Source organism: Gallaecimonas kandeliae (assembly GCF_030450055.1).
In the GTDB taxonomy this organism is placed as follows: Bacteria; Pseudomonadota; Gammaproteobacteria; order Enterobacterales; family Gallaecimonadaceae; genus Gallaecimonas; species Gallaecimonas kandeliae.
Map to the genome: position 1 here is coordinate 2,051,317 of NZ_CP118480.1, position 18,083 is coordinate 2,069,399.

The 18,083-nt window shown below is 64.2% G+C and carries 15 protein-coding genes and 3 tRNA genes; 13 read left to right on the plus strand and 5 right to left on the minus strand.

The genetic code is table 11. From position 1 onward, the window contains the following. Positions 1-51 precede the first annotated feature (51 nt). From PVT67_RS10105 to PVT67_RS10115, 3 genes are all read left to right on the plus strand, one after another. A complete protein-coding gene (locus PVT67_RS10105) occupies positions 52-627 on the plus strand; it encodes an LNS2 domain-containing protein (protein WP_301493398.1) in 576 nt (191 codons plus the stop codon). Positions 628-740: 113 nt separating this feature from the next. Next, positions 741-872 (plus strand): hypothetical protein, encoded by a 132-nt coding sequence (locus PVT67_RS10110; protein ID WP_301493399.1) that lies wholly within the window; start codon positions 741-743, stop codon positions 870-872. Positions 873-1,185: 313 nt separating this feature from the next. After that, a complete protein-coding gene (locus tag PVT67_RS10115) occupies positions 1,186-1,602 on the plus strand; it encodes a CBS domain-containing protein (protein ID WP_301493400.1) in 417 nt (138 codons plus the stop codon). A gap of 37 nt (positions 1,603-1,639) precedes the next feature. Here the strand turns inward: PVT67_RS10115 and PVT67_RS10120 are convergent, their stop codons facing one another. The 5 genes from PVT67_RS10120 to PVT67_RS10140 form a co-directional block, all read right to left on the minus strand. After that, positions 1,640-2,257 (minus strand): TetR/AcrR family transcriptional regulator, encoded by a 618-nt coding sequence (locus PVT67_RS10120; RefSeq protein WP_301493402.1) that lies wholly within the window; start codon positions 2,255-2,257, stop codon positions 1,640-1,642. Between the two features lie 19 nt (positions 2,258-2,276). Next, positions 2,277-4,010 carry an aldehyde dehydrogenase family protein gene (locus PVT67_RS10125; protein ID WP_301493403.1) on the minus strand — a complete coding sequence of 578 codons (1,734 nt, stop codon included), beginning with the start codon at positions 4,008-4,010 and terminating at the stop codon, positions 2,277-2,279. Continuing rightward, positions 4,007-5,650 carry a GMC family oxidoreductase gene (locus PVT67_RS10130; protein WP_301493404.1) on the minus strand — a complete coding sequence of 548 codons (1,644 nt, stop codon included), beginning with the start codon at positions 5,648-5,650 and terminating at the stop codon, positions 4,007-4,009. The genes PVT67_RS10125 and PVT67_RS10130 overlap by 4 nt, the downstream gene beginning before the upstream one ends. Positions 5,651-5,867: 217 nt before the next feature. Then, positions 5,868-6,476: a riboflavin synthase subunit alpha gene (locus PVT67_RS10135; RefSeq protein ID WP_301493405.1), complete on the minus strand. Its 609-nt coding sequence runs from the start codon at positions 6,474-6,476 to the stop codon at positions 5,868-5,870. Between the two features lie 9 nt (positions 6,477-6,485). Continuing rightward, the gene (locus PVT67_RS10140; protein WP_301493407.1) at positions 6,486-7,043 is read right to left on the minus strand and encodes a DNA-J related domain-containing protein; all 558 of its coding nucleotides are present in this window, start codon (positions 7,041-7,043) and stop codon (positions 6,486-6,488) included. A gap of 82 nt (positions 7,044-7,125) precedes the next feature. Here PVT67_RS10140 and dacB point away from each other — a divergent pair, with 82 nt between their 5' ends. The 10 genes from dacB (at position 7,126) to PVT67_RS10190 (ending at position 18,007) form a co-directional block, all read left to right on the plus strand. Further along, positions 7,126-8,544, plus strand: coding sequence for a D-alanyl-D-alanine carboxypeptidase/D-alanyl-D-alanine endopeptidase (gene dacB, locus PVT67_RS10145; protein ID WP_301493408.1), 1,419 nt, complete (start codon positions 7,126-7,128; stop codon positions 8,542-8,544). Between the two features lie 89 nt (positions 8,545-8,633). Beyond that, entirely contained in the window at positions 8,634-9,998 is a 1,365-nt protein-coding gene (locus PVT67_RS10150; RefSeq protein WP_301493409.1) for an MATE family efflux transporter, read from the plus strand. Next, positions 9,995-10,972, plus strand: a complete 978-nt coding sequence (locus PVT67_RS10155) for a DUF3080 family protein (RefSeq protein ID WP_301493410.1) — start codon at positions 9,995-9,997, stop codon at positions 10,970-10,972. The genes PVT67_RS10150 and PVT67_RS10155 overlap by 4 nt, the downstream gene beginning before the upstream one ends. A gap of 136 nt (positions 10,973-11,108) precedes the next feature. Then, a tRNA-Val gene (locus tag PVT67_RS10160) sits at positions 11,109-11,185 on the plus strand. Between the two features lie 16 nt (positions 11,186-11,201). Further along, a tRNA-Val gene (locus tag PVT67_RS10165) sits at positions 11,202-11,278 on the plus strand. A 16-nt stretch (positions 11,279-11,294) separates the two neighbouring features. After that, positions 11,295-11,371: transfer RNA gene (locus PVT67_RS10170), tRNA-Val, on the plus strand. Positions 11,372-11,474: 103 nt separating this feature from the next. Further along, positions 11,475-12,083, plus strand: coding sequence for a fused MFS/spermidine synthase (locus tag PVT67_RS10175; protein ID WP_301493411.1), 609 nt, complete (start codon positions 11,475-11,477; stop codon positions 12,081-12,083). Further along, positions 12,076-12,957: a spermidine synthase gene (locus PVT67_RS10180; RefSeq protein WP_301493412.1), complete on the plus strand. Its 882-nt coding sequence runs from the start codon at positions 12,076-12,078 to the stop codon at positions 12,955-12,957. The genes PVT67_RS10175 and PVT67_RS10180 overlap by 8 nt, the downstream gene beginning before the upstream one ends. Positions 12,958-13,438: 481 nt before the next feature. Next, positions 13,439-15,592, plus strand: coding sequence for a M3 family metallopeptidase (locus tag PVT67_RS10185; protein ID WP_301493413.1), 2,154 nt, complete (start codon positions 13,439-13,441; stop codon positions 15,590-15,592). A 252-nt stretch (positions 15,593-15,844) separates the two neighbouring features. Further along, a complete protein-coding gene (locus PVT67_RS10190) occupies positions 15,845-18,007 on the plus strand; it encodes a M3 family metallopeptidase (RefSeq protein WP_301493415.1) in 2,163 nt (720 codons plus the stop codon). Positions 18,008-18,083 lie beyond the last annotated feature (76 nt).

Genomic DNA, 18,083 nt, shown 5'->3' on the forward strand with positions numbered 1-18,083 from the left:
CTCCGGGTGACTTTGGCAACGTATCCAAAGCGCCATTTTCAAAGGAAAAACATGCAGTTTCTTTACCCTTCCCTGCTGGCACTGTCACTCATGGGCTGCAGCCAGCTCCCCGCCGCCGAGGTGCCCTTGCCCTCCCCCGGCCAGGCAAGCCTGGTCGTTTCCGACATCGACGGCACCCTGACCCCAGAGATACTGGCCGTCAACCAGGCCAGGCCCGATGCCGCCAAGGCCCTGCGCGCCTTTGCCGAAAAGGGGTATCGGATAGTCTATGTCAGCACCCGCATCCCCCTCTTCCAGTCCGGCCTGCCGGCCTGGCTCAGGAAAAACGGCTTTCCCGAAGGCAGCCTTCACGTCGCCCAAAGCAGCGAGGACAGAGGCAATCCCGCCAGATTCAAGGCGCAGATCCTCAATGCCTACGTCAAGCAGGGCTGGCGACTGGCCTACGGCTTCGGCGACTCCAGCACCGACTTCGCGGCCTATGCCGCCGCCGGCATTCCCAAGGAAAGGGTCTTCGCCTTGAAGCGAAAAGGCGCCAAGGACTGCCAGCCGGGCCTCTACCAGCGCTGCCTCAGCAGCTGGACCCAATTACTGCCCTATATCGCCAAGGACGTCGCCACCGCCAAGTAGCAGCGGCTGATCCCGTTTGGGCAGCAGGGAAAGATTGTCCACTGCCAACCCGCGGCTTTGCAGCCGCTGAGCCAAGCGCCGCCCTCATTCAACCCTGGTAAGAAAGCCAAACCTTGTTAGAGATAGTACTGTCCCTGCTCGGGGAGTTTTTCCTCGAGCTCTTCGGTGAGTTGCTGGTGGAATTGGGCTCCCATGCCTGGTCCAAAGGCGCCAAGAAGCCCATCAGCCCCTGGCTGGGCGCCTGATATTTTGTGCTGATAGGCGTCGGGCTCGGCGCCGTCAGCCTGGCGCTGCTACCCAAGCTGCTGGTGGCTGCTCAACCTCGCCATCACCCCAATCGCCGCCGGCCTCTGCATGGCGGGCATGGGGGATGTGGCGGGCCAAGAGAGGGCAGGTACGGCTGCAGATAGACCATTTCGGCTACGGCTACCTCTTGGCCCTATCCCTGGCGCTGGTGCGCTTTTCCTTCGCCGGCTAAGGCCTTCGTGCAAGCTTGCGCTGGATCAGTGCGGCTATCTCGGCTAGAGCTTTCAATGGCCTTTTGTGCAAGGAGCCCCTATGAAAACCGTCGCCGACATCATGACCCGGGATCTCATCACCCTGCCCCTTGGCAGCACCCTGCTGGACGCCCACGACCTGATGCGGGAGAAAGGCATCCGCCATATCCCGGTCATGGACGGGGAGCGCTTCGCCGGCATCCTCACCCAGAAGATCATCATGGCCAGCGTGATCCGGCTGCTGGTGAAATACGGCGGCAACGCCCTGGAACGCCGGGAAGGCCAGCTGCCGGTGGCGGAGCTGATGGCCACCGACTGCGCCACCCTGGCCCCTGACCAGCCCTTGGACCAGGTGGCGGACTTTTTCCTCGCCCACAAACACGGCTGCCTGCCGGTGCTGGAAAAAAGCGGCACCCTGGTGGGGATCCTCACCTCCTCCGACTTCGTGCGCCTCTGCCAGCAGCTGCTGAAGGGCTGATCGCCTGGCATGAAAAAGCCCGCGCAGGCGGGCTTTTTCATGGCCGGATGATCAAGTCCAGCACCTGCCTGAATTCTCCCTTCAGCTGCGCCAGGGGCGCCGGCCCCTCCAACAGGGCCCGCTGCAACTGGTAGCGGAAGGCCCCTTCGAGCATGGCAAAGCGCAGCGCCAGATCCCCAGGCGGGTTCAAGCGGGCGGCCTGGACAGCCAAAGCCAGGGTTTCCATCAGCTTGGCTTCGATCTCGGCCACCACGGGGCGGAAGGCCGGATCGAAGAGGGCCTGGGCGCGGATGTCGTACCAGAGCCTGTGGGTGGAATGTTCCTCTTTGATGGACAGGGCCAGTGCCTCGGCAAAGCGCCCCAACACCGCCTCTGGCCCGTCCTCACCCACCAGGGCGCCCGAGATCCGGGCCAGGAACTGCGCCTTGTAGAGCTGGACGCAGTAGGTGATGAGCTCCGTCTTGTCGACGAAGTAGTAGGTCAGGCTGCCGAGGGACAGCCCGGACTGCTGGGCTATGTCCCTCAGGGTGGTGTTGGCGTAGCCAAGTTGCTTGAGCGTATCCAGGGTGCTGGCCGCTATCTCGGCTTTCTTGGCTTCGCGCTTCTGGCGCTTGCGCTCGGCGCGTTCGGTCAGCTTGTCAGGGCCTTGCTGCATCCCGTCCATCCGTTAGCCGTCATCCCAACAGGGCGTTGAAAAAGATGCGCGGCAGTTTGAACCAGCTGGGCCGGTATTGGAAGGCCACCAGCAGTTTACCCACCTGGTGCTGTCGGCTGTGGGTGATGAACCAAGGCGGCCGCGGCAGCAGGCTGAACTGGCCTGACAGCAGGCCCCTCGGGAAGGGCCTGAAAGGCGCCTCCACCACGCAGCGCTCCACCTTGTCGAACATCAGGCAGTTGTGGACATGGCCTATGCCGCTCTGGGCATCTGCCAAGGTATGGCCTGGGAAGGCGCCCCAGGGACAGGTGGCCAGCAGGAAGCCGAGGCCGGACCAGGCGTTGACGGCGATGGTGCCGTAGCGCAGCTCGGCGATGATCGCCTCGAAGCGGGCACGGCCCAGGGCCTTGAGGGTCTTGGGGTGGATGAGGATATTGGCCCCCAGGGTGCCGTGCAGCTGTTCGTTGGCGTAGCGGATGGCGCTGCGCAGGTAGCTTTCGGCATCCTCGGCTTCCAGCTCTGTGACCGACAGGGCCGGGGCGAACACCTCCTGGTGGCGGAAATAGTCGGCCTCTTCGGTTTTGGTCATCACCAGGGCCGGGGCCTGGCCGCGCCGGATCTGTTCCACCTGGCGGCCCTGGCCGGCAAAGGCCTCGAGGCGCGCCTCGGCGCCGGGGTAATAGGCGGGCCTGGTGGAGCGGGCAATTTGCTCCTTGGTGGCGGCCAGTAACGCCTCGCCCTGCGCCCAGCCCTTAGGCATCACCAGCACCTGGCAGGCGATGCAGTTGAAACCGGAGTTGTGCAGCTTTTGGGTGGCCAGGTGCTCGGCCTGGAAGGCGATATCGGCCTGGCTCCAGGGGCCCGGCACCACTATGGTGGGGCAGACGGCGCCAAGCTCTGAGGTGATCTTCTTCCCAAGGCGCGGGGTGCCTTGCCGGCGGTTGCGCTCCCCCTCCTCTCCCGGGCCCCAGACGATGAGATCATGGGTAGCCTGGGAGCCGGTGATGTGGATCTCGTCCACCAGGGGGTGGTTGCACAGGTAGGCCCCCTCGGCCCCGCCGCCTTTCATGACGCGCACTAAGCCGCGGCGGATGAGCGGCGCCAGCGCCTGCTCCAGGAAGGGGGTCAGGTAGTCGTTGACCGGGTTCATCTTCAAAAGCGCCACCTGGTTTTCCACGAACAGCTTGTGGAACACATCCAGGGGAGCTATGGCGGCGATGTTGCCGGCCCCCAGCACCAGGGCCACCTTGCCTTCACGTTCGGCTGGCGAAACATCGTGGGCGCCGGCCACATTGTCCTTGAGGTTGGCCTTGTTGACCCCTTGCTGCATCCAGATCTCCGCCGTCACCCCCGACAGCAGCAATTGGTCCCAGAACGAATGGGGCATGACCTTGGCGGCCAACTGGCCCGTCGGCAAGGTGCGGGTCGGCACGGCGTCGATGTGCTCCTTGCCGTCCAGCATCGATAGGGCGTGGATAAGGCCGTTGCAGCCCGCCATCAGGGCGTAGGGACCGGAGATCCACTCCTCCCCCACCAGGGGCGAGTCGGCCGGCAACTGCTTTTGCCTGCCGGCCGCCAGGGCCCAGTCTTCGGCCACGGCCATCAGGGCATCCTTGACCTCTTCCAAGAGCGCAACGCGCTCCTTGCTCGGCAGGCGCGCCCAGTCGTCCTTGGCACCGTGAAGCACGGCCAGGGCCTCGTCATAGGGGGCGAAGGGGGCGGCCTCGCCTGCTGCCTTCAACTGCTCGCTCATGCTTTGTCTCCTTCGCCGGCCAGGGGCTTGCGGCCCAGGATCAGGTCGGCGGCCTTCTCGGCGATCATGATGGTGGGGGCATTGGTGTTGCCGCTGACGAGCTTGGGCATCACCGAGGCGTCCACCACCCTCAGCCCTTCCAGGCCGTGCACCTTGAGCTCAGGGTCTACCACCGCCATCTCGTCGGTGCCCATCTTGCAGGTGCCTATGGGGTGGTAGATGGTGTCCGCCCTTTGGCGGATCAGGGCTTCCCAGTCGGCGTCGGTCATGCCGTCCCGCACCCCGAAGATCTCTTTCTTGCGATAAGGGGCCAGGGCCGGGGCCGGGGCCAGCATGATCTCCCTAGTCAGCTTGGCACCCTTGATGAGGGCCTCCAGATCCCGCCTGTCGTCCAGAAACTTGGGGTCTATGCCGGGAGCGGCCAGGGGGTCGGCCGATTGCAGGAAGACAGAGCCCCGGGAATGGGGGTGCAGTTGGCAGACGTGGCAGGAATAACCGTAACCCAGGTGCAGCTTGCGGGCATGGTCGTCGACGATGCCGATGACGAAATGCAGTTGCAGATCGGGCCTGTCCAGGCCGGGGTCTGACTTGATGAAGGCGGCCCCTTCGGCAAAGGGGGTGGCCATCATGCCGCTGCCGTCCTTTCGCCAGCGCAGCAGGTGCTTGATGACATTGAGGCTGCCCATCAGGCCTATACCGAAGTTGTCGGTGTCGGCCGTCTTGTAGGCCAGGGTGAGATCCAGGTGGTCCTGGAGGTTCTGACCGACGCCGGGCAGCGCGTGGACCATCTCGATGCCGTGGGGCTGGATGTCCTCTGGCCGCCCCACCCCTGAGAGCTGCAGCAGCTGCGGCGAGCCGAAGGCGCCGCCGCTTAAGATCACCTCTTTGCGGGCCAGCACCACCTTGTCTTCCTGGCCCTGGCGGTAGGCGACGCCTGTCGCCTTCTTGTCCTTGAAGAGGACCTTGGTGGCGTTGGCGCTTGTGATGATGTGGAGGTTGGGGCGCCCCTCATTTGGATGCAGGTAGGCGGCGGCAGCGGAGCAGCGCTGGCCGCGCTTGGCACCGTCGTGGAACTGGGTGACCTGGTAGAGCCCTACCCCCTCGTTGTCGCCGCGGTTGAAGTCGTCCACCTCTTGGATCTGGCGCTCTTTGGCGGCCTCGATGAAAGCACGGGTGACGGGGCGCGGGGAGCGCTGCTCGCTGACCTGCAAGGGGCCCTCGCCGCCGTGGAAGGCGTCGCTGCCGCGCTCGTTGGCCTCGGCGCGGCGGAAATAAGGCAACACCTCCTGCCAGGACCAGCCTTCACAGCCCAGTGCCGCCCAGTCGTCATAGTCGCGCTCATGGCCGCGGATATAGAGCATGGCGTTGATGGCCGAGGAGCCTCCCAGGCACTTGCCGCGGGGCTGGTAGCCCTTGCGGCCCTTGAGGCCGGCCTGGGGCACCGTCTCGAAGGCCCAGTTGTTGAGCTTGCCGTAACCGGGCAGCACGGCGACCACGGCCGCCGGCATCCGGACCAGCAGGCTCTTACCGGCGCCCCCCGCCTCCAAGAGGCAGACCTGGTTGCCGGGATCCTCGCTGAGCCTGGAGGCCAGGGTCGCCCCGGCCGAGCCCCCGCCGACGATGACGTAGTCGTATTCCATTCTTTGCCCCATTGGATGTTCTGCTGATGTTATGGATTTTTAATAATTCATTTTGTTCATCTGTACAAATTTTTTGTTCCGTTTTTTGAGTGGCGCCGCCCTGGCCAGGCAAAAGCCTTGGCGAGACCATGTGGAGCTGTCTTGGAAAGGAAACCGGGATGCCAGGGGCAGAAAAGAAAAGGGCCCGCTAGGGGCCCTTTTTTGTTCGAGGTCAGGCCTAGCCGCGGGCGGCCAACACCCGCTCGACGGTGTCGACTATGGCCTGGGTCTGGGGATCGATCTCGATGTTGATGGCGTCGCCGACCTGCTTGTCGCCCAGGGTGGTGCGGGCCAGGGTCTCGGGAATGAGGTTGACCTCGAAGCCGTCGTCATGGACGGCCCCCACCGTCAGGGAGATGCCGTCGACGCCGATGTAGCCCTTGGCCAGCACGTACTTGCGCCAGGGCGCCGGCAGGCTGAACCTCAGGGTGCGGTTGTCGGGGCTTTGCCGCACCTCGGCCAAGCTGGCGGTGCAGTGGATATGGCCGGACATGGCGTGGCCGCCTATTTCGTCGCCGAAGCGGGCCGCCCGTTCCAGGTTGACCCAGTCCCCCACCTTGAGGGCGCCGAGGTTGGTCACCCTGAGCGTCTCGCGGATAAGGTCGAAGGCAACCTCCTGCCCTGCCACCTGGGTCACCGTCAGGCAGCAGCCGTTGTGGGCCACGGAGGCGCCCAGCTCCAGGCCGCCCAGCAGTTCTTGGGGAAAGCGCACCACATGGGTGCGGAATGCGTCTTTTTCGGTGACGGCCACCAGCTGGCCCTTGCCCTGTACTATGCCGGTAAACATTGAGGCTCCTTAACGGCGGCCGGCCAACTGCTCGAAGGCGCGGCGAATACGGATGAAGTCGCTGCTGTCACCGCCCTTGTCGGGGTGGTGCCGGGCCGCCAGGGCCCGGTAGCGGGCCTTGATCATACGCCAGTCGGCGTCCGCTTCCAGCCCCAAAACCGCAAGGGCCTGTTGGCGGCCCTCGAGGCCTGCGTAGCAGCGCCAGAAGGCGGCCAGCAAGGATTCCACCTCGGCCTGGCCTGTGCTTTCCAGCTGCTGCCAGTCCAGGTAGTAATCGGCCAGGGGGTCTTGCGGCACCAGGGCCGGGCCCTCTGCCGCCAGGGGCTGCAACTGGATATGAAGCGCCGAGACGGCCAGCGCCCAGCCCTCGCCCCAGAGCTGCTGGCGCAGCTGATAGAGGCCGTTCATCAGGGCGAAATGGCGGCGAAACAGGGCCAGCTCCCCCGCCCCTGCCCAGGGTTCGAGGAAGGGATGCCCGGCCAGGGCCTGCAGCAGGGCAAATTCGCTCAGCCCCTGCGGATGCTCGGCCAGCACCGCCAGTATGGCGTCGTTGAGGGGGTTGTTCATGACCGGCAAGGTAACACGGCCTGCAAGGCGGGGGCGAACATGGCATCATGGGCCAGCCCTTTTCCTCAGGATCATCCATTCCATGCGTCATTTCCTGCCCGGCCTGCTGCTGACCCTTTTCTCTCCCCTGCTGCTGGCCGCCGACTGGCAGACCATAGTCCAGGAGCGCCCCGCCGGCAGCCAGGTGGCATTGCTGGTGGCCCCGCTGGGCAAGGGCAAGCTCAAGGTGGAATACAACGCCTCCCTCCTGCTGCCCCCGGCCAGCACCCAGAAGCTGTTCACCGCCACCGCCGCCGAGCTGGTGCTGGGGGACGATTTTCGTTTCGAGACCCGCCTCGAAGGCCGGGGCCACCCCCAGGGCGGCCAGTGGCAGGGGGATCTGCGGCTGGTGTTCAGCGGCGCCCCTGACCTCAAGCGCGACGACCTGGCCGATCTCCTGGCCAGCCTCAAGGCCAAGGGGATCCGCAGCATCAGCGGCGACCTCTTCCTCGACGGCAGCGCCTTCGACGGTTACGAGCGGGGCCCGGGCTGGCCCTGGGACAACCTCGGCGTATGCTACAGCGCCCCGTCCTCCAGCCTGACCTTGGAACACAACTGCGTGGCCGCCAGCCTCGACGCCGGCAAGCCGGGCAGCCAGGCCCGCTTCTACGTGCCGCCCCACCAGCCGGTGGAGGTGAAAAGCGTCGTCCAGGTGGTGAGCCCGGAGCAGCAACAGCAGAGCCTCTGCGAGCTGATGCTGGACCGCGGCCCAGGCAACCATTACCAGCTGCACGGCTGCGTCACCGACGAGCGCAGCGTCTGGCCCCTCAACTTCGCCGTCAACGACACGGCCGCCTATGTGCAGTCGGTGCTGAGCGCCGAACTCAGCCGCGCCGGCATCCACCTGGACGGGCGGGTGCGCCGCCAGCGCCAACCCGGCAAGCCCTGGCCGCAACTGGCGGTGCTGCGCTCGGCGCCCCTGGCCGACCTGCTCAAGGAAATGCTGGAGGAGTCGGACAACCTCTTCGCCGACAACATCGCCAAGACCCTGGGCCGCCAGGGCGGCGAGCCGGGCGACTTCGCCCGTGGGGTGCGGGCCGTCAAGGCCGCCCTCAAGGACAAGCTGGGCCTGACATTGAATCCTGCCACCATCAAGGACGGCTCTGGGCTGTCCCGCGACAACCTGGTCAGCCCCCGCCAGCTGGCCACGGTACTGGACTACCTCGCCCAGCATCAGGAGATGGCGGTCTACCAGGGGCTGCCGGTGGCGGGGCTCTCCGGCACCCTGAAGTTCCGCCACTCCGTGACCCGCCCTCCCCTCAAGGGCAACATCAAGGCCAAGACCGGTACCCTCAACGGCAGCACCAACCTGGCCGGCTACTTCACCGGTGCCTCGGGCCAGCGCTACCTCTTCGTGCTGATGACCTCTTCCTTGAGCCTCGGGGACGACAGCGACGCGGCCAAGGACCGCCTCACCGCCTTCGAGCGCCAGCTGCTGCTGAGCCTCTACCACCAGGGCTGAACGCCCCTCAAGGGGCATTGGTCGATTAAGGGGTGGCGGCCCGCCCCCCCTGCCTTACAATGGCCGGTTCCAACTTCAGGATGCCGTTTATGCTGAACGAAATGGGGCGCCTGCTGCGCCTCGCCGCCCCCATACTGGTCGCCCAACTCTCCCAGACCCTGATGGGCTTCGTCGACACCGTCATGGCCGGCCAGGTCAGCGCCACCGACATGGCCAGCGTCGCCGTGGGGGCCAGTCTCTGGTGGCCCATGGCCCTCTTCGTGCTGGGGATCTGCATGGCCCTGACCCCCATGGTGGCCAATCATCACGGCGCCAAGGACGATGCCGCCATAGCCCCCATAGTGCAGCAAGGTGCCTGGCTGGCCCTGGGGATCACCGTCCTCATCATGGCCCTGGCGCCACTGAGCCCCTGGGTGCTGGACAAGATGGCCGTGGAGCCGGCCCTGGCCAGGAAAACCGAGCTCTACATCTACTTCATCTGCGCCGGCCTGCCCGCCTTCGCGCTCTACAACAGCCTGCGCAACTTCGTCGAAGGCATGAGCCACACCATCCCCACCATGATCATCGGCTTCGCCGGGCTCCTGGTGAACATCCCGGCCAACTACATCTTCATCCACGGCCTCTTCGGCATGCCTGAACTTGGCGGCGCCGGCTGCGGCCTGGCCACGGCCCTGGTGATGTGGTTCATGTTCTTCGCGGCCCTGATCTACAGCCTATTTACCCGCCGCTTTGCCCATATCGGCCTCTATAAACGGCTATATTGGCCACAGTGGCAGCAGATAGTGCACCTGGCCAAGATCGGGATCCCCATCGCCATGTCCATCTTCTTCGAAGTGAGCCTCTTCGCCCTGGTGGCGCTGCTGATCTCACCGCTCGGCAGCGTAGTGGTGGCCGGTCACCAGATCGCCATCAACTTCAGCTCCCTGGTGTTCATGTTCCCCATGAGCCTGGCCATGGCCGTGACCATCCGCGTCGGTCACCGCATGGGTGAAGGCCACCCGGCCCAGGCCCGAACCGTGGCCTACGCCGGCTTTGCCCTGGGCCAACTGGTGGCCATCAGCACCTGTGTGCTGACGGTGCTCTTTTCCAAACACATCATCACCCTCTACTCGGACGACGGCGCCGTGCTGGCCCTGGCCGGCCAGCTGATCCTGCTGGCCGCCATCTACCAGCTGCCGGACGCCTGCCAGGTGGTGGCCGGCGGCGCCCTGCGCGGTTACAAGGACAGCCACGCCCTCTTCCTCATCACCATGCTGGCCTACTGGGGCATAGGGCTGCCGCTCGGCTACACCTTGGGGCTGACCGACCTTATCCGCCCCGCCATGGGCCCCCACGGCTTCTGGATAGGCTTTATCGCCGGCCTGTCCAGCGCCGCCGTGATGATGGTGTGGCGCCTGCGGGTACTGCACAGGCGCAGCGCCCAGGCCCAGATCCCCCTGGAAGTCATCGCATGAAAGCCTGGCCGCTGCTGGCGCTGTTACTGGCCGGCTGCGGCCAAAACGCCAGCCCCCTGGCGGACTATCCGGCCAGGCTGCGCTACCTGCTGGCCATGCCGGAACAAAACCTGGAGACGCCGCTGCTGCAAAAGGGTGGCGGCCGCGCCTGGGCACAAGCGGTGCCCACCACCACCATCAGCCTGCGCCAGACCTTTGCCCTGCGCCACTGCGGCCTGCTGGGCCTTATCGGCGAGCGCAACGGCCCCCTCGGCAAGACGGCGCCCCCCTCCCAGCGCTTCCTCTACGACCTCAAACTGCTGGACGGCCTTGCACGCTGCCAACCGGCCGACCCCGAGCTCAAGGCCCTGGTGGCGCAGCTGCTCGAGGAAAAGCGCCAGGCCCTGCCAGCCGTGGCCTGGCAGCTGGTGAGCGACGACGAGGCCTTTCGCGCCAACTGGCGTTTCGACCGCGCCCCCATGGGGGATTTTGCCGGCCTGGGTGAAGCCACCGCCCTGCTGCACGACCTTCGTGAGCTGCTCAAAACGCCCGATCCCAAACGGATGGCGAGGCTCGAAGAGGAACTGGGGCACTTCGGCGAGGGCCGGCTACTGGGCCGGCTCAACCAGGCGCTGAGTGACGCCCGCCTCGAGCTGGACGCCGTCACCGAGGCACTGGAACAAGGCGGCCCGGCGGTGGTGTGCCTGAACGGCCATCCCGGCCGCCAGGCCAAGGAGGTAAGGGATTTCTTCTTCAGCTACTACGGCAAGCAGGTCCAACCCTACCTCGGCGACCTGGTCCAGACCGACAGGGGCCTCAAGGGCGAGCTCTGGCCGCTGATCCAGGCCCTGCCCCACCCGGACAACCCGCAGATCCGCTTCCTGGCCGGCACAGGCGAAGGCACCCTGTCCGGCGACTTCCTCGCCGCCCTTGGCCGCCACACCAAGGCCTGGCAGGCCTTCCTCGGCCGCTGCGGCCTGAGACCGGGGCAATAAGGGCGCCCCTTCCCCCGGTGGAAAGCGGGAGCTTTGCATAAAAGCTCGCCAAACAAACCTTTGGGGGCTGTTTTGCACTTGCCGAGGACCAAGGGCATCGCTATTATTGGCGTCCGCTGGCCAAGGCCAGTCCAGTACACCCGTAGCTCAGTTGGTTAGAGCACTACCTTGACATGGTAGGGGTCGGTGGTTCGAGTCCACTCGGGTGTACCAAAATACAGATTGCTGTACACCCGTAGCTCAGTTGGTTAGAGCACTACCTTGACATGGTAGGGGTCGGTGGTTCGAGTCCACTCGGGTGTACCAAAATTCAGATTGCTATACACCCGTAGCTCAGTTGGTTAGAGCACTACCTTGACATGGTAGGGGTCGGTGGTTCGAGTCCACTCGGGTGTACCAAATCGCAAAAAGCCCGCTCATTGAGCGGGCTTTTTGTTTATTCCCCCCCTGCCGCCGCCACCGGCTACTATCTTGAAATACCAGCACTTATTTCAGGATAACCATGTCGTCCTTCAACCTGTTGGTATTCACCCTGGCCTTCACCAGTGGCTTTTGCGTCATGGCGGTGGAGCTGCTGGGGGGCCGCATACTGGCGCCTTACTTCGGCTCCAGCATCTATGTCTGGGGCAGCATCATCACGGTATTCATGGTGGCACTGGCCCTTGGCTACCTTATCGGCGGCAGGCTCTCCCTGGCTGGCCCCAGCCTGCGCCGCTTCGCCCTCTTCTACCTGGCCTCGGCCCTGGCCTTGCTGCCTTTGGTGCTGCTGGGTGACGGCTTGATGAAGCAGGTGTTTCTGCACATCACCGATCCCCGCTACGGCTCCCTGGTGGCGGCCCTGGGGCTCTTTTTGCTGCCCACCCTGGTGCTGGGGATGATCTCCCCCTACTCGGTGCGCCTGCTGGTGCGCCACCAGCAGCACAGCGGCCAGGTGGCGGGCGTCCTCTATTTCGTCTCCACCCTGGGCAGCGCCCTCGGTACCCTGGCCACCTCCTTCTACCTGGTGCTCTGGTTCGAGGTGGACAAGATCCTCTGGACCCTGGTGGCCCTGCTGGTGGCGGGAGGCCTGCTGGCCTTGGCCGCCAAGCCCCTGGAGGCGACTGATGCGTAGCCTGCTCCTGCTGCTGGCCCTGGCTAGCCCCCTGCTTGGCGCCACCGTCGTCCACCAGGAGCGCTCCCTGTACAGGGACATCTCCGTCATCGACGCCAAGGGCAGGCGCTGCCTGGTGTTCGCCGCCGTAAGGGGCGATCTCAACCAAAGCTGCCAATACCTCGATGGCAGCCAACAACTGGTGTTCCCCTACACCCGCATGAGCTTTGCCGCCCTGCTGCTGCAACCGGCCCCCAAGCGGATACTGGTGGTGGGCCTGGGTGGCGGCACCCTGCCCATGACGTTGTCCCGGCTCTTACCCAAGGCCGAGATCACAGTGGTGGAGCTGGACGAAGCGGTGGAGAAGGTGGCCAAGGCCTACTTCGGTTTCAAGGAGACGCCCCAGATGAAGGTCACCCTCAGTGACGCCAGGGTCTATGTGAAAAGGGCCGGTCTCAAAGGGGAGCATTTCGATCTCATCCTCCTCGATGCCTTCAACGGCGACTACATCCCCGAGCATTTGATGACCCGGGAGTTCCTTGAAGAGGTCAAAGCCCTGATGAGTCCGGGCGCCGTGCTGGTGGCCAATACCTTTTCCACCAGCAAGCTCTACGATCACGAGTCCGCCACTTACGCTGCAGTGTTCGGGCCCTTCTTCAACTTCCGCCAACCCAAAGTCACCCTGAGCCGGGTGATAGTGGCAAGCCTGGCCCCCTTGCCAAGCCGGGCCCAGATGCAGCAAAGGGCCAAGGCATTGGTCGCGCTGCTGGCGCCCTACGGCATCCCCATAGCGAGCTACCCTGCCTTACTGTCCAGCACGCCGGACTGGGACCAGGGCGCCAGGGTGCTGACCGACCAGTATTCGCCCGCCAACCTCCTTAACCAGCAACCCTGACGAGGCTCCCGGCCAGGGGCCGGTGTCGGCCCTGTCGTGATAGAGGGCAAAGAGCAGTACGAAGTGTTCCTCGCTGGCGGCAGGGCCTTGGGGCAGCGTCATCCAGGTCACTCCCTGAAAGCTGGTAAAAAAGCGCCCAGCTAAGCCGGGCCAGGGATGATGTGGTAGCCCACATCATCAGTTTGGAGCTTAGCCACGGGCCCTTGCCGCCACCTTGACCCAGGTCAGCAAAACCCAGGAAAAATCGCCCTTTCACTCACGATAAAACGAAGCATCCGGGCCTTGACTTCCCTGGTGCAAGGCCGCGGATTTACAGGCCTTGGCAAAGCTACACATCCCCTTACAAATAGCGGGCCAAACGGCCTGTCAGGCCCGCCCAGCGGCCATTGTCCAGGGGGTTGCCGCCTTGTTAAGGTGGCGGTTATTCCAAAGGGCTGGATGGAAGAAACAGCCCGGCAACACAACCTTGAGGGAAAACCCCATGCGCAAGACATTGTTAGCCGCCGCCATAGGCGCCACCCTGGCCCTGAGTGCCTGTTCCGACGACAAGGCCACCGAAGCCAAGGCGCAGACCAGCGCCCAGGCCGCCAAGCCCCAGGCACCGGCCACCGCAGCGGCCAACCCCCTGTTCCACAAGAGCAGCCTGCAGTATGAGGCCCCCGAATTCGACAAGATAAGCCTCGACGACTATGTGCCGGCCTTCGAGAAGGGCATGAAGGACCAGGCGGCGGAAGTGGACGCCATCGCCAACAGCGCCGATGCCCCCAGCTTCGACAACACCATAGTGGCCATGGAAAAGACCGGCGCCCTGCTGGACCGCACCGCCAGCACCTTCTTCGCCCTCACCGGCACCATCTCCAACGACAAGATCCGCGCCATCCAGTCCGAGATGGCCCCCAAGCTGTCCGCCCACCAGGACAACATCAACCTCAACCCCAAGCTGTTCGCCCGCATCGAGGCCGTCTACAACAGCCGCGACAGCCTCAATGCCGAAGACAAGCGCCTGGTGGAGATCTACTACAAGCAGTTCGTCCGTGCCGGCGCCAAGCTGGACGACGCCCAGAAGGCCAAGGTGCGTGAGCTGAACGGCGAGATGGCCAAGCTCACCAACGACTTCGCCCAGAACGTACTGAAAGCCACCAAGGACGCCGCCGTGGTGGTGGACGACAAGGCCGAGCTGAAAGGCCTCTCCGACGCCGACATCGCTTCCCTGGCTGCCGTCGGCAAGGCCGCAGGCATGGACGGCAAGTACGTCATCAACCTGATGAACACCACCCGCCAGCCGATCCTCTCCAGCCTCGACAACCGCGCCCTGCGTGAGCAGGTGTGGAAGGCTTCCGCTGGCCGCGCCAGCGAGCTCAACGACCCCGTCATCAAGCGCCTCACCGAGCTGCGCGCCGAAAAGGCCCAGCTGATGGGCTTCAACAGCTGGGCCGACTACGTGCTGGACAACCAGATGGCCAAGAAGCCGGCCGCCGTCTTCAAGATGCTGGACGACCTGGCACCCAAGGTGGTTGCCAAGGCCAAGATGGAGGCGGCCGACATCCAAGCCGAGATCAAGGCCGAAGGCGGCGACTTCCAGCTTGAGCCCTGGGACTGGGCCTACTACGCCGAGAAGGTGCGCAAGGCCAAGTACGACCTGGACGAAAGCCAGATCCGCCCCTACTTCGAGCTGGACAAGGTGCTCAAGGACGGGGTCTTCTTCACCATGCACAACCTCTACGGCATCACCCTCAAGGAGCGTCACGACCTGCCCGTCTACCACCCAGACGTGCGCACCTTCGAGGTGTTCGACGACAAGGGCAACAGCATAGGCCTCTTCTACGCCGACTACTTCGCCCGTGACGGCAAGCGCGGCGGTGCCTGGATGAACGCCATGGTCAGCCAGAACGACCTGCTGGGCAAAAAGCCGGTGGTGGTGAACGTGCTGAACATTCCCAAGCCCGCCCCTGGCCAGCCGGCGCTGCTGACCTTCGACGAAGCCACCACCATGTTCCACGAGTTCGGCCACGCCCTGCACGGCCTCTTCTCCAAGGTGAAATACCCCAGCGTCGCCGGCACGGCCGTGCCCCGCGACTTCGTGGAATTCCCCTCGCAGTTCGAGGAAGACTGGGCCATCAACCCCAAGGTCATCGCTAACTACGCCAAGCACTACCAGACCGGCGAGCCTATCCCGGCCGAGCTGCTGAAGAAGGTGATGGATTCGCGCAAGTTCAACCAGGGTTTTGACAGCCTTGAGTACATCGAAGCGGCCCTGCTGGACATGGAATGGCACAGCTTCCCGGCCGGTACCGACGTGGGCAGCGTCGCCGACTTCGAGGCCAAGGCCCTGGAGAAGCACGGCGTCAAGCTCGACGTGGTGCCGCCCCGCTACAAGTCCCCCTACTTCAGCCACACCTTTGCCGGTGGCTACAGCGCGGGCTACTACGCCTACCTCTGGACAGAAGTCTTCGCGGCCGATGCCTTCGCCTACATGAAGGAGCACGGCGGCCTGACCCGTGAGAACGGCGACAAGTTCCGCAAAGCCATCCTCTCCAAGGGCAACAGCATCGACACCATGCAACAGTACATCAACTTCAAGGGCGCCGAGCCCACGGTGGATGCCCTGCTCAAGCGCCGCGGCCTGGTGGACTGAGTTTTCCCAACCCAACTTTGGGGCGCCGCAAGGCGCCCTTTTTTGTGTTGGTCAGGCTATGGCGATGTTAAATTTCGGAAAAACAGCACCTTTCGTTACAAATTAGCGGGATGAACCGCCGCTCATTACCGGCCAGAACCCATTGTCTGGCCTTCGTTTCTCTTGCTATGGTGGTACGGTTAACCACAGTTCTGCCGCACCTTTCGTCAAGAAAAACAAGGAAGGACGCAGCAACACCCAAGGGAGACCCCAATGCACAAGACCCTCATCGCCACCGCCATCACAGCGGCCCTGGCCCTCAGCGCCTGTTCTGACAATAAGAAAGACGAGAAAACCCAGACCCAGGCTCCGGCCCCCGCCGCCGAGCAAAGCACTGTGAAAGCCGCTCCTGCCGCTGCCACCAACGTGCTGATGGAGAAGAGCCCCCTGCAGGACCAGGCTCCCCAGTTCGACAAGATCAAGACCAGCGATTACGAGCCGGCCTTCACCAAGGGTATCGAAGAGCACAAGGCTGAGATCGACGCCATCGCCAACAACGCCGACGCCCCCACCTTCGACAACACCATCGTCGCCATGGAAAAGACCGGTGAGCTGCTGACCCGTGTTGCCAAGACCTTCTTCAACCTGGCCGGCCTCATCTCCGACGAGCAGTTCCAGCGCATCGAAGCCGACATGGCGCCCAAGCTCTCCGAGCACGAAGACAACATCTACCTCAACCCCAAGCTGTTCGCCCGGGTTGAAGCCGTCTACAACACCAAGGACAGCCTGAGCGCTGAAGACCAACGCCTGGTGGACTTCTACTACAAGCAGTTCGTGCGCGCCGGTGCCAAGCTCTCCGACGCCGACAAGGCCAAGATGCGCGACCTCAACAGCCAGCTGGCCAAGCTGTCCACCGAGTTCAGCCAGAACATCCTGAAATCCTTCAAGGATGACGTGATCCTGGTCACCGACAAGGCCCAACTGGCCGGCCTGGCCGACGACGAAATCGCCTCCCTGGCCGCCGCCGCCAAGGCCGCCGGCAAAGAGGGCTACCTGATCAGCCTCGTCAACACCACCCGCCAGCCGATCCTCGGCAGCCTGGAAAACCGTGAGCTGCGCCAGAAGATCTGGGAAACCTCCGCCCACCGTGCCATGGGCAGTAACGGCCCCGTGATCCTCAAGGAAGCCGAACTGCGCGCCGAGAAGGCCAAGCTGCTGGGCTACCCCACCTGGGCCGCCTACGTGCTGGAAGACCAGATGGCCAAGACCCCGGACGCCGTCTACGGCATCCTCGACGACCTGGCCCCCAAAGCCGTAGCCAAGGCCAAGGCCGAAGCGGCCGACATCCAGGCCGAGATCAAGAAAGACGGCGGCGACTTCGAACTGCAGCCCTGGGACTGGGCCTACTACGCCGAGAAGGTGCGCAAGGCCAAGTACGATCTGGACGAAAGCCAGGTCAAGCCCTACTTCGAGTTCAACACAGTGCTGCACGACGGCCTCTTCTACGCCATGAACAAGCTGTACGGCATCACCTTCAAAGAGCGCAAGGACCTGCCGGTTTGGCATGACAACGTCCTGGCCTTCGAAGTCTTCGACCAAGGCGGCAAGTCCATCGGCCTCTACTACCTCGACCCCTATGCCCGTACCGGCAAGAACGGCGGCGCCTGGATGGACGAGTTCGTGACCCAGAGCGGCCTGCTGGGCACCCGTCCGGTGGTCTACAACGCCCTGAACATTCCCAAGCCCGCCGAAGGCCAACCCACCCTGATGACCTTCGACGAAGTGACCACCATGTTCCACGAGTTCGGTCACGCTGCCCACGGCCTCTTCTCCGACGTCAAATACCCGAGTCTGGCCGGTACCGCTACCGCCCGCGACTTCGTGGAGTTCCCGTCGCAGTTCAACGAGGACTGGGACATCAATCCCGAGGTGATCGGCCACTACGCCAAGAACTACAAGACTGGCGAGCCCATCCCCAAAGAACTGCTGGACAAGGTGCTGGCGGCCCACAAGTTCAACCAGGGCTTTGACACCACCGAGTACCTGGCCGCGGCCCTGCTGGACATGGAGTGGCACTCCATCCCGGCCGGCACCGAGATCAAGGACATCGAGGCCTTCGAACACCAGGCCCTGGCCAAGCACGGCATCGACTACGCGCCGGTACCGCCGCGCTACAAGTCCGCCTACTTCAGCCACACCTGGTCTGGCGGCTACAGCGCCGGCTACTACGCCTACCTGTGGACCGAAGTCTTCGCCGCTGACGCCTTCGCCTACATGAAGGACCACGGCGGCCTGACCCGCGAGAACGGCGACAAGTTCCGCAAAGAGATCCTCTCCAAAGGCAACAGCCAGGATCTGATGCAGGACTACATCAACTTCCGCGGCCAAAAACCCACCACAGACGCCCTGCTCAAGCGCCGCGGCCTGGTGGAATAACGACACCGCTCGCCAAAAACGGCCCTCCGGGGCCGTTTTTTTATGGCCGCGCTTTGTGGAACAATGGCGCTTTCCC

What these genes read in the sequence shown, in the direction of transcription:
- PVT67_RS10180 (WP_301493412.1), top strand. Translation starts at nt 12,076, where the DNA reads ATGCGTAGCCTGCTCCTGCTGCTGGCCCTGGCTAGCCCCCTGCTTGGC.
- PVT67_RS10150 (WP_301493409.1), top strand. Translation starts at nt 8,634, where the DNA reads ATGCTGAACGAAATGGGGCGCCTGCTGCGCCTCGCCGCCCCCATACTG.
- PVT67_RS10190 (WP_301493415.1), top strand. Translation starts at nt 15,845, where the DNA reads ATGCACAAGACCCTCATCGCCACCGCCATCACAGCGGCCCTGGCCCTC.
- PVT67_RS10140 (WP_301493407.1), bottom strand. Translation starts at nt 7,043, where the DNA reads ATGAACAACCCCCTCAACGACGCCATACTGGCGGTGCTGGCCGAGCAT.
- PVT67_RS10175 (WP_301493411.1), top strand. Translation starts at nt 11,475, where the DNA reads ATGTCGTCCTTCAACCTGTTGGTATTCACCCTGGCCTTCACCAGTGGC.
- PVT67_RS10155 (WP_301493410.1), top strand. Translation starts at nt 9,995, where the DNA reads ATGAAAGCCTGGCCGCTGCTGGCGCTGTTACTGGCCGGCTGCGGCCAA.
- PVT67_RS10185 (WP_301493413.1), top strand. Translation starts at nt 13,439, where the DNA reads ATGCGCAAGACATTGTTAGCCGCCGCCATAGGCGCCACCCTGGCCCTG.
- PVT67_RS10120 (WP_301493402.1), bottom strand. Translation starts at nt 2,257, where the DNA reads ATGCAGCAAGGCCCTGACAAGCTGACCGAACGCGCCGAGCGCAAGCGC.
- PVT67_RS10130 (WP_301493404.1), bottom strand. Translation starts at nt 5,650, where the DNA reads ATGGAATACGACTACGTCATCGTCGGCGGGGGCTCGGCCGGGGCGACC.
- PVT67_RS10115 (WP_301493400.1), top strand. Translation starts at nt 1,186, where the DNA reads ATGAAAACCGTCGCCGACATCATGACCCGGGATCTCATCACCCTGCCC.
- PVT67_RS10105 (WP_301493398.1), top strand. Translation starts at nt 52, where the DNA reads ATGCAGTTTCTTTACCCTTCCCTGCTGGCACTGTCACTCATGGGCTGC.
- PVT67_RS10135 (WP_301493405.1), bottom strand. Translation starts at nt 6,476, where the DNA reads ATGTTTACCGGCATAGTACAGGGCAAGGGCCAGCTGGTGGCCGTCACC.
- PVT67_RS10125 (WP_301493403.1), bottom strand. Translation starts at nt 4,010, where the DNA reads ATGAGCGAGCAGTTGAAGGCAGCAGGCGAGGCCGCCCCCTTCGCCCCC.
- dacB (WP_301493408.1), top strand. Translation starts at nt 7,126, where the DNA reads ATGCGTCATTTCCTGCCCGGCCTGCTGCTGACCCTTTTCTCTCCCCTG.